We start from the raw sequence: 15,848 nt of genomic DNA, 5'->3' as shown, positions 1-15,848 counted from the left end.
GCCCTCGCCGAGGCCGCCGCGCAGGAAGTTCGGATGCGGTTTGCCGCTCTGGGCCGCAGTGACGAACGTCCGGCAGGCGGTGAGCCAGTTCCACTCGGCCCCGCACAGGTAGGACTGCGGGGCGAGTCGGGCCTGGCTGGCGTGGTAGCCGCAGACCATCTTGCCGCGCCTGGCCGCCGTCTCGACCACCACCTTGGGGCTGTCCACGTGCATGGTGAACACGTCCACGCCCTGGTCGGCCAGGCTGTTGGTGGCCTCGGCCTCCTTGATGGACATGGACCATTCGCCGGTGAAGATCACGCGGCAACTGGCACCGGGCCTGACCGAACGTGCACCGAGCAAGAAGGCGTTGACGTTGCGCAGCACCTGTGGAATCGGCTTGGCAGCAACAAAGCCGATTTTTCCACTCGGGCTCATATGGCCGGCAACCACGCCATTGAGGTACTGGCATTCGTCGATGTAGCCAAAGAAACTGCCCACATTCCGGGGATGCTTGCCCTCGGTCCACAGGCCGCCGCAATGGGCAAAGCGCACGTCCGGGTATTTCGGGGCCAGCGCCAGGATATGCGGGTCAAAGTAACCGAAGGACGTGGGGATCAGCAACGTGGCGCCGTCTTGCTTGATCATGCCGACCATGGTTCTTTGCACCGCCGCAGTCTCCGGCACGTTTTCTTCTTCGACCACCTGGACCCCCGGCAACTTCCTGAGTTCGGCCACCGCCTGGGCGTGGGCCTGGCTGTAGCCGTAGTCGTCGCGCGCGCCGACGTAGATCACGCCGACGATCAGTGGCGTTGGCGGGTTTTGCGCCGCAAGGCTCTGACCCCAGGCCCCTCCTGCAACACCCAGCGCCGCCAGGGATTTGAGCGTGTCACGGCGATTCAATGGACTGGGTTTCATGGCGTGGGTTCTCCGGGGGATGGATGGGTAATGGGTATGGAGGACGAATCGGGCGGTGCTTCATTGCAGCCAACTCACATGGGCAGCGACAACGCGCCAGCCCTGATCGGTGCGCACCCAGGTCTGACTTTGGCGTCCGATGCCGGGGCTTCCCGGGCGCTGGAATTCGATATTCGCGGTGGCAAAGTCACGCCCGTAGGTGGTGATGACGGTTTTCAGCAGCTTGCGCTGCAAGCCCTGCGGCGCGCGCGCCGCACGAAATTCCGCGATCGCGGCGTAGCCATACAGGTTTTCGGTGGCGCCGTAGCGCAGCGTGTGCGGGCTGTTCCAGAACAGTTCGTCGAGCAGCGCGACGTCGTTGTGCACCAGCGCCTGCTCGTAGCGCCGGCATTGCCGCGTGACTTCGGCCAGCACGTCGGGAAGGTTGGTATCCACGGCTCAGATCTCCACCGGTTTCAGATGCGCGCAGCCGGCCGCCTGCAATGCCCACGCAGCGCGCAGTGCCAAGTCTTCGCGCCAGGGTGCGGCAATGATTTGCACCGCGATCGGCAGGCCGCCGGTGCCCGTGGGCCAAATGGGTGCCGCCACCACCGGGCAGCCGGCGAGAGAGATGGGTTGCGTGAGCAGGCCGATCGACGCCCGCGTGGGCATGGACGTGCCGTTGATATCCAGCCACTCGGACCCCAGCACCGGCGCGGCCACCGGCGTGGCCGGGGCGAGCAGCAGATCCCAATGCCGGAACAGCGCGTTCACCTGGTCGCGGTAGCTGTGGCGAAAGCGCTGCGCGCGCAAATACCAGGCGGCGGGGAGCAGCGCGCCGGCAATGAAACGGTCTACCGACAGCGGTTCAAATTCCTGTACCTGCGTGCGCAGGTCTTGCAGGTGCAGGCTGCCGCCTTCGCTGGCGCTGATGATGAAGGCGGCAGCGCGGCCCAGCGCGGCGTCGGGCCATGCAAGCTGATCGTTCGCGCCGAGTACCTGGGCGGCAGAGCGCACGGCCGCACGCGCCGAGGCCGTCGCGTGCTCATCGAAGTACCCCCCGAGCAGCCCCACCCGCAGGCCCTCGATGCCCTGCTGCAATGCGCTGCCCACCGGCTGCACCCGCAGTGCGTGGCAGCCCGGGTCGAGCGGGTCCGGGGCCTGCAGCACATCGTAGGCCAGCGCCAGGCTCTCGACCGAATCGGCCATGGGGCCGAGGTGGTCAATGCTGTGCACGAAGGGGTAGCTGCCGCGGCGCGACAGGCGCCCGAAGGTGGGCTTCAGACCCCAGATGCCGCAAAAAGACGCGGGCACGCGGATCGATCCATTGGTATCCGAACCCAGCGCCATGCCGACCTGGCCTGCCGCCACCGCAGCGCCGCAGCCGCCGGATGAGCCGCCGGCGCTGCGCGTCAGATCATGCGGATTGCGGGTCGCTCCGTAATGCGTGTTTTCGGTGGTGAAGCCGTAGGCGTATTCGTCCATGTTCAGCCGCCCCAGCAGCACCGCGCCGCCGGCCTGCATCCGGGTCACCAAAAAGGCGTCCTGGGCCGCGGGCCGGTGCTGGCGATTCAGCTTGGAGCCAGCGTGGGTGACTTCACCGGCGACGTCGAACAGGTCCTTGACCGCGTAGGGCAGGCCCGCCAGCGGCGGCAGCCGTTCACCGCGCGCGCGGCGGGCATCGATCGCCTCGGCCTCGCGCAGCGCGCGCGCTGTGCAGCAACGGGTGAAGGCGTTGATCGCCGGGTTGCTCGCGTGAATGCGCGCGACGCTGGCCAAGCAGGCCTCCCGGGCGCTGATCTCGCCTGCGGCGATCGCGCGGACCAGCGCAAGGCTGGTCATGCCACGCATCTCATGGGCCATCGTCTTCACCGCAGGTGTGCGTGTCGGATGCCGAAGGGAAGGCCAGGGGCGCATACGTCCCGGCCAACTCGGCGTGCGCCCCCATCGGCGCGGCCAGCAGCAGCTGCGCCATTCGTTCGATCTGCGCCAGATGCGCCGCCACGCGCCGGGCGCGGGCCTCATCGAGTACCAGGCCCAGCGTGGCCGCGCTGGCCTGCACGCAGGCCAGGGTTCCGGCATCGGTCATCGCCGCACCTCGCGCTGGAAGATTTCCAGACTCCGCTTCTTCGTCTCGATGAAGCCCGGCGCGCTGAGCGTCGCCAGCGTGCGCGGGCGCGGCTCGTCGTAGTGCAGGATTTCCGCCACCCGGGTCGGGCGCTTGCTCAGCAGCAGCACCTCGTCGGCCAGGTACACGGCTTCCTCCAGGTCGTGCGAGACGAGCACCATGGTGGTGCCGGTTTGCATGAACACCTGCTGCAGTTTCTCGCGGATGAACAGCGTCATCTCGAAGTCCAGCGCCGAGAACGGTTCGTCGAGAAACAGCACCTCGGGCCTGGGCGCGAGTGCGCGCATGATGGACGCGGTCTGCTGCTGCCCGCCGGAGAGTTCGTAGGGAAAGCGGTTCAGGTCGAACTGCACGCCAAACGACTCCACGAGCTCGGCCATGCGGCGGTCAACCTGGGCCTTGGATCGGCCCTCGATCTGGAGCGGGTAGGCAATGTTGTCGATGGTGCGCAGCCACGGAAACAGGGCCTCGCGGTAGTTCTGGAACACATAGCCAATCTTGGTGTCCTTGAGTGACTTGCCGTCGAACAGGATCTCCCCGCTGTCGATCGCGACCAGCCCGGCGATCATGTTGATCAGCGTCGATTTGCCGCAGCCGTTGGGCCGAACACCGAGACGATCTTGTGCTTGGGGATGTTCAGGTCAAAGTTCTCGTACAGCGGCCAGCCAGCGAAGTGCTTGGTCAGGCCGCGCACCGTGATGTGGGTGCCCTGGGGACCCGGGGTAAACACCGGCGCGGGCACCTCGGCGTACACCGGGCCATGGAGGACTTGCGTCGTCATCGTCCGCTCCAGTGAACGATGCGCCGCTCCAGCACCAGAAACAGCACGTTGAGCGCATAGCCCAGCGCGCCCGCGGCCAGGATCGCGGCGTACATGGTCCTGACGTTGAGCACCTGTTGCGCGTCGATGATGCGATGCCCCAGCCCGTTGTCCGAGCCAATGAACATCTCGGCAACGACCACGATCACCAACGCCATCGACACCGCTGAGCGCAGACCGACAAAGCCCGATTGCAGGCTTTCCCAGATCAGCACGTCCTTGAATATCTGCCAGCGCGACGCCCCCATCACCTTGGCCGCCATGATGCGCTGCTTGCGCGCGTTGATGACGCCGTAGGCGCTGTTGAAAATCACGATCAGCAAGGCAGAAAATGCAGCGATGGCCACCTTGTTGATGTCCGACACGCCAAAGATCAGCAGAAACAGCGGAATCAGCGCCGAGCTGGGTGTGGAGCGGAAGAAGTCGATCAGAAACTCCACGCTGCGGTAGGCCTTCTCGTTGCTGCCCAGCAGCACGCCCAGCGGCACACCGACCAGCGCTGCAATGGCAAAGGCCTGCAGCGTGCGCCACAGGGTGAACAAGAAATCGTTCAGCAGCGCTCCGCCCAGCAGGCCGGTGAGCAGCGTGAGCACGGTGGCCGCCGGTGGCGGCAACAAGATCGCGCGGATCATGCCGGCGCGCACCACGATGTCCCAGACGATGAACAGTGCAGCCGGTCCGATCAAGGGCAGCAGGAGGCTCCAATGCACGCTCGTGCGTCTGGCTGCGGCAAGGCTTGCGCGGCGGTCCATGGTTCAGTCCTTGAACAGCAGCGTGGAGACATCCAGTTTTTTATCGAACACCCCCTTGTCGGTGAAGAGGTCGAAGAACTTCTGAAAGGCGGCAACGTCAGCCGGTTTGAACTCGTTGTAGAGCATGTACGAGGCCAGCGGCACGGCGCCTGTCAGCGGGCCTTCGATGGCGGTGTAGCCCGCCAGATACTTGCGCGCCTCGTCCGGCTGCTCGCGCACCAGCGCGATGCCGCGGGCGTAGGCGGCGATGTATTTCTTGCTCTCTTGCGGGTGTTTTTTGATGAACTCGGTGGTCAGCGTCGCCGAGCCGCCATGCCAGGGCGCTTGCGCGTCGCCCAGGATGTACTTGGCAATCACCCCGGCTTCCAGCACGCGGCTGACGCCGCTGAGCCGGCCCACGGTGCCGGTGGGCTCCAGCGTGTAGACCGCGTCCACTTGGCCGGCCGCCAGCGCTGCCACGTGCTGGCCTATCGGTAGCTCGGTGACGGTGACACCGGTGGCGCCGGCACGTTCGAGCACGGCGCTGGCCAGCGCCTTGTTCTGTATGCCGGGGCCACAGCCAATGCGCTTGCCCTTGAGCTCGGCGATGGTCTTGACCTGGCTGTCCTTGGGCACCAGAAATTCATCGAGCACGTACCGGGCGTTGCTCGGATTGGTGGCAATGATCTTGAACAGCCCGGGCGAGGCCAACTCGCCCACCCCCAGGTTGCCGGAGCCGGTGCCGTTTGCGCTGCCGTCGCTGCGGCCTGCGAGCATGGCCTCCATCACCTGTTGGGCGCCGGCGAACTTGAGCGGCTCCACGCCGAGCCCGGCTTCCTCGAAGTAGCCCTTTTCCACTGCGGCAAAAAAGGGCAGGCCGGCGGCCACGGGCCAGTAGCCGATGCGAATCTTTACCGCGCTGCGGGCACGCACGATGCCGGGCGCTGCGAGCACCCCCAGCGTGGCCGCACCCTGGCGCAGCAGCCGGCGGCGGTCGATCAGGGCGGTGGTCCGGGCGTCTTCGGGGGGAGTGCTCATGGGGAGTTCCTGTTCGGGTTGTGTTCAAGCGGGCTCGCACGCGGCCAGGTAGGCGCGCCAGCCACCATGCGCAGTGATGTCCTGTGCGGCTTCGAGCGCATGGCCTTCGCAGATGAAGCCGGTGACCCAGCTGCCATCGGCCAATTCCACCTGGCCCAGGCCCAGCGGGGGCGCAATCAGCGCCAGGAAACTGCCCACCTGTGCTTGCGGCATCTCCCAGACCTCCAGCGCGATGGCGCTGCCGCCCTCGGGCACCCGGCGCAGGCCGGGCTTGGGGGGTGTGCTGCCGCGCAGCGCATACAAGCGGTAGTGGGGGGCCGTGCTGCTTGCCCGCAGCAGGCGCGCACCGCGCGCGCCCAGCTGCGCGTTGAGTGGCATTCCCGACAGATGGGCACCGACCACGGCAATCTTCATGCGCGGGGCGCTGTCTGGCGGCGGCGCCTGCGGGGCCGCCGGGGAGATGCCTGTCAGCGCCTGGGGCGCTGGCAGTGGCCATTGCAGCGCCCCCTGCAACAGCTTGCTGGCATGGTGGTAGCGCTGGCCCAGTTCGGCCAGCGGCCAGTCGCTGCCGCAGGGGCCGATCAGCGTGATGCCAAAGGGCAGACCGTCGGCGCGGATGCTGCTGGGCACGGCGATCGCCGCGTAGTCCAACAGGTTGACGAAGTTGGTGTAGTAGCCCAGGTTGCGGTTCAGCGCCACCGGGTCGGCCTGCATCGCGGCAATGCGGTAGTGGGTCGGCGCAGTGGGCACCAGCAGCACGTCGATGCTGGCCCACATCGCGCCCGCCTGCTGCGCGCAGGCGCGCAACTGCGTCTGTGCCGCGCACAGGTCGGCGGCGGAAAAGCTTCGCCCCTTGGCGATGATGCTGCGCACCGGCTCGATCACCTGGCCTTCATGGGAATCGAAGAACGCGCGCAATGCGGCGTAGCGCTCGGTCACCAAGGCGCTCTCGTACAGCAACGCGGCAGCCTGCGCCAGCGGGCGGTAGTCGATCGCAACGGCCACGCCGCCCAGCGCCGTGAGTCTTTGCACCGCCTCGGAAAAAGCGGCCTGCGCGGCCCGATCGCCAAAGAACTCCAGGGGCTCGGGCAGGCCAAAGCGGAAGCGGCTGCCAAACGGCGTATTGCTCAGTTGCAGCGTGCGCGCATACGGGTCGTGTGCGTCCGGCCCCTGCGCCACCTGCAGCACGCGGGCGGCCATCGCCACCGTGCGCGCCAAGATGGACACGCAGTCAACACTGCGCATCGCAGGCAACACGCCGCGCGTGCTCAGCAGCCCCCGGCTGGGCTTGATGCCGACAATGTTGTTCAGCCCGGCCGGCACACGGCCCGAGCCAGCGGTGTCGGTGCCCAGCGCGAAGTCCACCTGGCCAGTGGCCACCACGTAGGCCGATCCGGAACTGGAGCCACCCGATACATAGTCGGCGTTGAACGCATTTGGCACCGCGCCATGCGGCGAGCGCGTGCCACTGAGGCCGCAGGCAAATTGGTCCAAGTTGGTTTTGCCGACCAGACTTGCACCAGCATCGAGCAACTGCTGCACCACCGTGGCGTGCGCCCGGGGCCGATAGGCAAACTCGGCACAGGCAGCGGTGGTGGGCCATCCCAATACGTCAATGTTGTCTTTGACCGCAAAGCGCAGCCCGGACAGCGAGCCGCTGCTGCAAGCTACCAAGGGCTGCTCAAAGCGTTCTATCCATGCCTGGGGGGCGCCTTCGGGGCCGCTTGGTTCTCGGGAAATGTCTTGCACCATACTTGGAGTCCCATCTTGTATCCCAGAAACAGCCGCAAAAGCTGTGCCAGGAAAGCTCCGGGGACCCCAAGCCCTCTGCGTCAGTCAGTCAGTTTGTTGGCCTGCTACCTGCTCGCTGGTTGGGAAGTGCGGTTTCTCAGGTGCTTGTCGCTGCCCATCAGTGTTTGAGCCCCAGGGCGTGGCTGAGCAAGGGCACTCCGCCGTAACGCCCCGCCAGGTAGCCGCGTTCCAGCGCTTCGTTCTTGCGCGGGCTGAATTCGGACAGACTGACCAAGGCCGAGGCCTGATCGCGGTCTTTTTCCACCAACCACACTTGATCGCGCCGGAACAGCTCTGGCGCATCCAGCAGCGAGGTGTCGTGGGTGGTAAAGATCAGCTGTGCACCCCCGGTGTTGATCTCGCTGTCGTGGAACAGCCGCACCAGTTCGCGCAGCAGCAAGCTGTGCAAGCTGGTGTCCAGCTCGTCGACAACCAGCGTCTGTCCGTCGCGCAGGATGTCCAGCACCGGTCCGGCAAAGACCAGCAGTTTGCGTGTGCCGCTGGATTCATCCAGCAAATCAAACACGGCCTTTCCCCGTTCGGTGACATGGTGGAAGCGTGGCGTGTGTTCCACCATTTCTTCTGATTGCATTCCGGTTTTACCGGCCATCGAGTCAGACAGAGAAATCCTGGGGACCTGGACCCGGCGTGTTTCCACCGTGATGCCGGTGATGCCGGTATCGGCGGCCGACAGGAAGTTGCAGATCTCCTTGTTCTCGTCCGCCTGTTGGAGCCCTTGAATGGACCGTTTCAGAGGGAAGTCCGCGTGTTCGTTGATGATGAGCAAGCGATTCTCGAACCAGTCGAACACCGGGCGCAAGGCGTCGCTATTGAGTTGCACCGCCATCGACAGGAACAATGCGTTCGGGCGGGTGGCGCGTTCCCACAGGTTCTTCGGGCCTTTCAGGCCGGAGCCGAATTCGTAGACATCCTTGCCCGTGCCGGCGTCAAAGCGGCGTGTGAACCAACGCTGGGGCTTGAATGCCTGGTACACCAGCAGGTGTTCGCTGACGACGCGCTGTGTGCTCAGGGCAAAGCCATACTGGTAGCGCACACCATCGAGCAGGAACGTGGCCTCGAACTCAATGGGCTGGTCGATGGAATCGGCATCGAGCCGAAATGGCTGCACGGCAAAGGGCTGATCCGGCTTGCTTGTCGCCGATTCGGTCACCACGGCACGCATGTTTTGCAGCGCATTGATGAGATTGGACTTGCCGCTCGCGTTGGCACCATAGACCACTGCACTGCGCACCAAGAAGGGGGCAGCGCGGATGCCGGTCGCTTGCGTGTGGCTGTCCTGCAGGGTCTTGTCCTTGGATGCGACAAGACTGAGCACCTGCTCGTCGCGCAGACTGCGGTAGTTCTTGACACGAAACTCGATCAGCATGGAGTTCTCAATAATTTACGTGAATTATGCAGAAGAAAAGCAAAATTTCAAGTTATTTTTTAACTTCATTGGAAATCGTGCACCGATGTACGCATCCATGGCCTCCTCGGCACCATGGAAGGCAATGCCGGCGTCGCACGACGCGCTGCGGGACACTTCACCGCCAGACCTTGATTTACGCCGGCCTGCCCCGAACTCCCGCGCGTACTGTTTCATCGACCTCCCGACCCTGACATGCCAGACCATATCCCCCCCGCACCCCCAAGCGTCCCCACCCCGAAGCAGTCGAGGCCGAAGCCGTCGCGCACGCGAGCGACGAGTTGGAACGCCTGCGCAGCGAGCTGGCCGAACTGCGAACCCAAAGCGCCGATCTGGCCGATCAGTTCCTGCGCGCCAAGGCCGAGGCGGAGAATGCCCGGCGCCGCGCCGAGGACGAGGTGGCCAAGGCGCGCAAATTCGGCATCGAGAGTTTTGCCGAGAGCCTGCTGCCCGTGGCCGACAGCCTGGACGCCGCCCTGGCCATCAAGGAGGCCACGCCGCAGCAGCTGCGCGAAGGCGCCGACGCCACCCTGCGCCAGCTGACCTCGGCGCTCGAGCGCAACAAGGTGCTGGCGATCAGCCCCGCAGCGGGCACCCGCTTTGACCCGCATCAGCACCAGGCGATCAGCGTCGTTCCCGCCGAGCAGGAGGCGAACACCGTCGTGGCCGTGCTGCAAAAGGGCTACGCGATCGCCGATCGCGTGCTGCGCCCCGCACTCGTCACCGTCACGGCGCCGAAATGAACCGGCGCAGCGCAGCGGCAAAAAAATCGGCCCGGCTGACTTGAACCCCCTCGGGTTATCCACAAGTTAGCAAGCATCCAATCCACCATTCGAGCATCCGGAGAAAAATCATGGGAAAAATCATTGGCATCGACCTGGGCACCACCAACAGCTGTGTGTCCATCATGGAAGGCAACACCACGCGCGTCATCGAAAACAGCGAAGGTGCCCGCACCACGCCCTCGATCGTCGCCTACCAGGAGGACGGCGACATCCTCGTCGGCGCCTCGGCCAAGCGCCAGGCGGTGACCAACCCGAAGAACACGCTGTACGCCGTCAAGCGCCTGATCGGGCGCAAGTTCAGCGAAAAGGAAGTGCAAAAGGACATCGACCTGATGCCCTACAAGATCGTCGCCGCAGACAATGGCGACGCCTGGATCGAGGTGCGCGGCAAGCGCGTGTCTGCGCAGCAGGTGTCCGCGGACATCCTGCGCAAGATGAAGAAGACCGCAGAAGACTACCTGGGCGAGCCCGTGACCGAGGCCGTGATCACCGTCCCCGCCTACTTCAATGACGCCCAGCGCCAGGCCACCAAGGACGCGGGCCGTATCGCCGGCCTGGACGTCAAGCGCATCATCAACGAGCCCACCGCCGCGGCCCTGGCCTTCGGCCTGGACAAGCAGGACCGGGGCGACCGCAAGATCGCCGTGTACGACTTGGGCGGCGGTACCTTCGACGTGTCGATCATCGAAATTGCCGACGTGGACGGCGAAAAGCAGTTCGAAGTGCTCTCGACCAACGGCGACACCTTCCTCGGCGGTGAAGACTTCGACCAGCGCATCATCGACTACATCATCGGCGAGTTCAAAAAGGATCAGGGCGTGGACCTGTCCAAGGATGTCCTGGCGTTGCAGCGCCTCAAGGAAGCTGCGGAAAAAGCCAAGATCGAGCTGTCGAACTCGGCCGCGACCGACATCAACCTGCCCTACATCACGGCCGACGCGTCGGGCCCCAAGCACCTGAACATCAAGCTCACGCGGGCCAAGCTCGAGTCGCTGGTCGACGAACTGATCGAGCGCACCATCGATCCCTGCCGCGTGGCCATCAAGGACGCGGGCGTGGCCGTGGCCGACATCCATGACGTGATCCTGGTCGGCGGAATGACCCGCATGCCCAAGGTGCAGGAAAAGGTCAAGGAGTTCTTCGGCAAGGATCCGCGCAAGGACGTGAACCCCGACGAGGCCGTGGCCGTGGGCGCCGCCATCCAGGGCCAGGTGCTCTCGGGCGACCGCAAGGACGTGCTGCTGCTCGACGTGACGCCGCTGTCGCTGGGCATCGAGACCCTGGGCGGCGTGATGACGAAGATGATCACCAAGAACACGACCATCCCGACGAAGTTCGCGCAGACCTTCTCGACCGCCGAGGACAACCAGCCCGCGGTGACCATCAAGGTCTTCCAGGGCGAGCGCGAACTGGCCTCGGGCAACAAGCTCTTGGGCGAGTTCAACCTTGAGGGAATCCCGCCGGCGGTGCGCGGCACGCCGCAGATCGAGGTCTCGTTCGACATCGACGCCAACGGCATCCTGCACGTGGGCGCCAAGGACAAGGGGACGGGCAAGGAGAACAAGATCACCATCAAGGCCAACTCGGGCCTGTCGGAGGAAGAAATCCAGCAGATGGTCAAGGACGCCGAGCTCAACGCCGCCGACGACAAGAAGAAGCTGGAACTGGTGCAGGCGCGCAACCAGGGCGAGACCACGGCGCACAGCGTGGGCAAGAGCCTGGCCGAGCATGGCGACAAGCTCGAGGCGGGCGAAAAGGACGCGATCAGCGCCGCGCTCAAGGCCCTGGAAGAAGCCCTCAAGGGCGAGGACAAGGCCGCGATCGACGACAAGACCATGGCGCTGATGGCCGCGAGCCAGAAGCTGGGCGAGAAGATGTACGCCCAATCGCAGGCGGACCAGGCCGCTGCGGCCACCGGTGCTGCGGCCGCAGCAGGGGCCGCAGCGTCCGGCAAGTCGGCGGACGACGACAACGTCGTCGACGCCGAAATCAAGGAAGTCAAGAAGGGCTGAAAACAGGCCCCATTGCTCCAACCGCCGCGCGAGCCCCTTGACGGGGCTTGCGCGGCGTTCCTGTTCCAATCGGGCTCAGAATGACCATGTCCAAAAGAGACTTTTACGAAATCCTCGGTGTACCCAAGAACGCCTCGGACGAAGAAATCAAAAAAGCCTATCGCAAGCTGGCGATGAAGTACCACCCCGACCGCAACCAGGGGGATACGGCCAGACCCGCGGAGGAGAAATTCAAGGAGGCCAAGGAGGCCTACGAGATGCTCTCCGACCCGCAAAAACGCGCCGCCTACGACCAGTACGGCCACGCCGGGGTCGATCCGAACATGCGTGGCCCCGGCACCGCGGGCGCCGAGGGTTTTGGCGGTTTTGCCGAGGCGTTCGGCGACATCTTTGGCGAGATGTTCGGCCAGCAGCGCGGGCGCGGAGCCGGCGGGCGCCAGGTGTACCGGGGCAGCGACCTGAGCTACGCGATGGAAATCAGCCTCGAAGACGCCGCGCGCGGCAAGGATGCGCAGATCCGCATCCCTTCCTGGGAAGGCTGCGACACCTGCCACGGCAGCGGTGCCAAGCCCGGAACCAGCCCCAAGGTCTGCGCGACCTGCCGGGGCAGCGGCACGGTGCAGATGCGCCAGGGTGTCTTCAGCGTGCAGCAGACCTGCCCGCACTGCCGGGGCACGGGCAAGATCATTCCCGAACCCTGCCCGGCATGCCATGGCCAGGGCAGGATCAAGAAGCAAAAGACGCTGGAAGTGCGGATTCCCGCCGGCATCGACAGCGGCATGCGCATCCGCAGCACCGGCAACGGCGAGCCCGGAACGAATGGCGGCCCCCCGGGCGACCTGTACATCGAAATCCGCCTGAAGAAGCACGACATCTTCGAGCGCAACGGCGACGACCTGCATTGCCAGGTGCCCGTGAGCTTCATCACGGCCGCGCTCGGTGGCGAGATCGAGGTCCCCACGCTCGCGGGCAAGGCGGCCATCGACATCCCCGAAGGCACCCAGGCGGGCAAGCAGTTCCGCCTGCGCGGCAAGGGAATCAAGGGGGTGCGCGCGAGCTACCCCGGCGACCTGTACTGCCATATCGCCGTGGAGACGCCGGTCAAGCTCACCGAGCACCAGCGCAAGCTGCTGCACGAACTCGAGGATTCGCTGAAGAAGGGCGGCGCGCGCCATTCGCCCAGCGGCGAGAGCTGGACCGACCGGCTCAAGAACTTCTTCAGCTGACAGCCGCTCTCCCCCGGCCCAACCGCCTGCGGCCACGTCCCGGGCGGTTGTGCGCCGTCCGGGGCGCCCTGCCCTCCCCCGGCTGCTTGCGGCTTGACGCGCGCCACTAGAATCCAATCCCCCGCTTGGAGAGCAGAAAGCCCCGCCATGGACCGCACGCTGTACGACAAAATCTGGGACGAGCATGTCGTCCATACCGAAGAGGACGGCACCTCCATCCTCTACATCGACCGCCATCTGGTGCACGAGGTCACGAGCCCCCAGGCGTTCGAGGGCCTGCGCGCGGCGGGCCGCAGGGTCTGGCGCACGAGTTCCATCGTCGCCACGGCCGACCACAACACGCCCACCACGGGCTGGGAGCGCGGCTACGACGGAATCACCGACCCGATCAGCCGCGAGCAGATCACCACGCTGAACGACAACATGGCGCAGATCGCGCCCGCCGCGTTCTTTCCGTTCATGCACCAGCGCCAGGGAATCGTGCATGTGATCGGCCCGGAAAACGGCGCCACCCTGCCCGGAATGACCGTCGTCTGCGGCGACAGCCACACCTCCACCCACGGCGCATTTGGCGCGTTGGCGCACGGCATCGGCACCTCCGAGGTCGAGCACGTGCTGGCCACGCAAACGCTGCTCGCCCGCAAGGCGAAAAACATGCTGCTGCTGCTCGATGGCCAGTTGGCCAAGGGCATCACGGCCAAGGACCTGGTGCTGGCCATCATCGGCCAGATAGGCACCGCGGGCGGCACGGGCTACACCATCGAGTTCGCGGGCGCGGCGATCCGCGCGCTGAGCATGGAGGGCCGCATGACCGTCTGCAACATGGCCATCGAGGCCGGTGCGCGCGCCGGGCTGGTGGCGGTGGACGCGAGGACCATTGACTACGTCCGGGGCCGCCCGCTTGCGCCAACGGGCCTGGAATGGGAGCAGGCCGTGGCGTACTGGAACACATTGCACTCGGATGCCGGCGCCCGGTTCGACGCCACCGTCCGGATCGACGCGGCCCGGATCGCGCCGCAGGTGACCTGGGGCACCTCGCCCGAGATGGTGCTCGGAATCGACGCCCGCATCCCCGATCCGGACAAGGAGAAGGACGTGAACAAGCGCGGCGCCATCGAACGCGCGCTGAGCTACATGGGGCTGCAACCCGGAAAGGCGATCCACGACATCACCCTCGACAAGGTGTTCATCGGCTCGTGCACCAACAGCCGCATCGAAGACATGCGCGAGGCCGCGGCCGTGCTCAGGAAGCTCGGCCGCAAGGTGGCCGGCAACGTGAAGCTGGCCATGGTGGTCCCCGGCTCGGGTCTGGTCAAGGAACAGGCCGAACGCGAGGGCCTGCACACCATCTTCCAGGCCGCGGGCTTTGAATGGCGCGAACCCGGCTGCTCCATGTGCCTGGCCATGAACGCCGACCGCCTGGAGCCCGGCGAGCGCTGCGCGTCCACGAGCAACCGCAATTTTGAAGGCCGCCAGGGCGCCGGCGGCCGCACCCATCTCGTGAGCCCCGCGATGGCCGCCGCGGCTGCGGTGCACGGCCATTTCGTGGACATCCGCCCATTTGCCTGAGCCCGCCAGGCCAGTCGCCAAACCAGGACAACGCCATGCAGAAATTCACCTTGCACAAGGGCCTCGTGGCCCCCATGGACCGCGAGAACGTCGATACCGACGCCATCATCCCCAAGCAGTTCCTCAAGTCGATCAAGAAGACCGGCTTCGGCGTGAACCTGTTCGACGCGTGGCGCTACCTGGACCCGGGCGAGCCCGGGCAGGACCCGGCGCGCCGCAGGCCGAACCCGGACTTCGTGCTGAACCAGCCACGCTACCAGGGCGCATCGATCCTGCTGGCGCGCAAGAACTTCGGCTGCGGGTCCAGCCGCGAGCACGCGCCCTGGGCGCTCGCGCAGTTCGGCTTTCGCGCGCTCATCGCGCCCAGCTTTGCCGACATCTTCTTCAACAACTGCTTCAAGAACGGCCTGCTGCCCATCGCCCTGCCCGACCACACCGTGGCCCGGATGTTCGACGACGTGCTGGCCTTCCCCGGCTACCAACTCGTGATCGACCTCGAGCGCGAATGCATCGTGCCCGCGCAGGGCGCCGAGATCCCGTTCGAAGTACAGGCCTTCCGCAGGTACTGCCTGCTCAACGGCCTGGACGACATCGGCCTGACCCTGCGCCAATCCGGGAAGATCAAGGCCTTTGAGGAGCAGCGCCTGGCCACCATGCCCTGGCTCGCACGCAGCATGCCGCCCTGATCCTCCTCCTGCTGCCCCCTGCCCCCATATGCATGCATAGCCATCGAGAACGGAACAAGCCATGAAAATCGCAGTCCTGCCGGGCGACGGAATCGGTCCCGAGATCGTCGCCGAGGCCGTCAAGGTTCTGGAAGTGCTGGAACTGAAGTTCGAACTGGAATCGGCCCTGGTGGGCGGCGCCGCCTACGATGCGCATGCCCACCCCCTGCCCGAGTCCACGCTCGCACTCGCCAGGCAGTCCGACGCCATCCTGTTTGGCGCCGTGGGCGACTGGAAGTACGACCAGCTCGAGCGATCGCTGCGCCCCGAGCAGGCGATCCTGGGGCTGCGCAAGAACCTGGGCCTGTTCGCCAACCTGCGCCCCGCCGTCTGCCACGCGCAGTTGGTGGGCGCGTCCAGCCTCCGGCCCGAACTCGTCGCGGGCCTGGACATCCTCATCGTCCGCGAACTCACCGGCGACATCTACTTTGGCCAGCCGCGCGGCCGCCGAACCGCAATCGACGGGCAGTTCCCCGGCGCCGAGGAAGCGTTTGACACCATGCGCTACTCCCGGCCCGAAATCGAGCGCATCGCCCACGTGGCCTTCCAGGCCGCGCGCAAGCGCAGCAAAAAGCTCACCAGCGTGGACAAGGCGAACGTGCTGGAAACCTCCCAGTTCTGGAGGGACACGCTCATCGGGGTGCACCAGGAATATCCCGACGTCGAGTTGCAGCACATGTACGTGGACAACGCCGCGATGCAGCTCGTCAAGGCGCCCAAG

13 protein-coding genes and 2 pseudogenes are annotated in these 15,848 nt (G+C 65.7%); 6 read left to right on the top strand and 9 right to left on the bottom strand.

What is annotated here, in order from left to right; all coding sequences use genetic code 11:
- The 9 genes and pseudogenes from VTU_RS0100850 to VTU_RS0100810 form a co-directional block, all read right to left on the bottom strand.
- The coding region (locus tag VTU_RS0100850; protein WP_029553975.1) for a BMP family ABC transporter substrate-binding protein at positions 1 to 897 on the bottom strand (897 nt) is incomplete at its 3' end.
- A 60-nt stretch (positions 898 to 957) separates the two neighbouring features.
- Positions 958 to 1,332, bottom strand: coding sequence for an oxalurate catabolism protein HpxZ (gene hpxZ / locus VTU_RS0100845; protein WP_010099924.1), 375 nt, complete (start codon positions 1,330 to 1,332; stop codon positions 958 to 960).
- 3 nt (positions 1,333 to 1,335) lie between these two features.
- Positions 1,336 to 2,718 (bottom strand): AtzE family amidohydrolase, encoded by a 1,383-nt coding sequence (locus VTU_RS0100840; RefSeq protein ID WP_138927740.1) that lies wholly within the window; start codon positions 2,716 to 2,718, stop codon positions 1,336 to 1,338.
- A gap of 10 nt (positions 2,719 to 2,728) precedes the next feature.
- Positions 2,729 to 2,965 (bottom strand): DUF4089 domain-containing protein, encoded by a 237-nt coding sequence (locus tag VTU_RS25145; RefSeq protein WP_010099922.1) that lies wholly within the window; start codon positions 2,963 to 2,965, stop codon positions 2,729 to 2,731.
- Positions 2,962 to 3,785: pseudogene (locus VTU_RS25140) on the bottom strand (ABC transporter ATP-binding protein). Before VTU_RS25140 ends, VTU_RS25145 begins: the two are co-directional and overlap by 4 nt.
- Positions 3,782 to 4,576 carry an ABC transporter permease gene (locus VTU_RS0100825; protein ID WP_010099921.1) on the bottom strand — a complete coding sequence of 265 codons (795 nt, stop codon included), beginning with the start codon at positions 4,574 to 4,576 and terminating at the stop codon, positions 3,782 to 3,784. Before VTU_RS0100825 ends, VTU_RS25140 begins: the two are co-directional and overlap by 4 nt.
- 3 nt (positions 4,577 to 4,579) lie before the next feature.
- Positions 4,580 to 5,593, bottom strand: a complete 1,014-nt coding sequence (locus tag VTU_RS0100820; protein ID WP_010099920.1) for an ABC transporter substrate-binding protein — start codon at positions 5,591 to 5,593, stop codon at positions 4,580 to 4,582.
- A 24-nt stretch (positions 5,594 to 5,617) separates the two neighbouring features.
- A complete protein-coding gene (atzF, locus tag VTU_RS0100815) occupies positions 5,618 to 7,345 on the bottom strand; it encodes an allophanate hydrolase (RefSeq protein WP_029553974.1) in 1,728 nt (575 codons plus the stop codon).
- A gap of 157 nt (positions 7,346 to 7,502) precedes the next feature.
- The gene (locus tag VTU_RS0100810; RefSeq protein ID WP_010099917.1) at positions 7,503 to 8,771 is read right to left on the bottom strand and encodes an AAA family ATPase; all 1,269 of its coding nucleotides are present in this window, start codon (positions 8,769 to 8,771) and stop codon (positions 7,503 to 7,505) included.
- Between the two features lie 275 nt (positions 8,772 to 9,046).
- Here VTU_RS0100810 and grpE point away from each other — a divergent pair.
- From grpE to leuB, 6 genes and pseudogenes are all read left to right on the top strand, one after another.
- Positions 9,047 to 9,553, top strand: a pseudogene (gene grpE, locus VTU_RS0100805) (nucleotide exchange factor GrpE); the annotation flags it as partial.
- 110 nt (positions 9,554 to 9,663) lie between these two features.
- On the top strand, positions 9,664 to 11,607 hold the full coding sequence (gene dnaK / locus VTU_RS0100800; protein ID WP_010099912.1) for a molecular chaperone DnaK: 1,944 nt from the start codon (positions 9,664 to 9,666) through the stop codon (positions 11,605 to 11,607).
- A gap of 86 nt (positions 11,608 to 11,693) precedes the next feature.
- Complete coding sequence (dnaJ, locus tag VTU_RS0100795) at positions 11,694 to 12,833, top strand: molecular chaperone DnaJ (RefSeq protein WP_010099910.1); 1,140 nt, start codon at positions 11,694 to 11,696, stop codon at positions 12,831 to 12,833.
- A gap of 147 nt (positions 12,834 to 12,980) precedes the next feature.
- Positions 12,981 to 14,402, top strand: a complete 1,422-nt coding sequence (gene leuC / locus VTU_RS0100790; protein WP_010099908.1) for a 3-isopropylmalate dehydratase large subunit — start codon at positions 12,981 to 12,983, stop codon at positions 14,400 to 14,402.
- Between the two features lie 35 nt (positions 14,403 to 14,437).
- Positions 14,438 to 15,088, top strand: a complete 651-nt coding sequence (leuD, locus tag VTU_RS0100785; protein ID WP_010099906.1) for a 3-isopropylmalate dehydratase small subunit — start codon at positions 14,438 to 14,440, stop codon at positions 15,086 to 15,088.
- A 61-nt stretch (positions 15,089 to 15,149) separates the two neighbouring features.
- Positions 15,150 to 15,848 (top strand): 3-isopropylmalate dehydrogenase (gene leuB, locus VTU_RS0100780; RefSeq protein ID WP_010099904.1); only part of this gene is annotated, 699 nt, incomplete at its 3' end.

The organism is Verminephrobacter aporrectodeae subsp. tuberculatae At4, from assembly GCF_000193225.1.
Taxonomy (GTDB): domain Bacteria; phylum Pseudomonadota; class Gammaproteobacteria; order Burkholderiales; family Burkholderiaceae_C; genus Acidovorax; species Acidovorax aporrectodeae.
The sequence above is the reverse complement of the archived record's forward strand: the minus strand, read 5'-3'. Positions and strand labels throughout refer to the sequence as shown.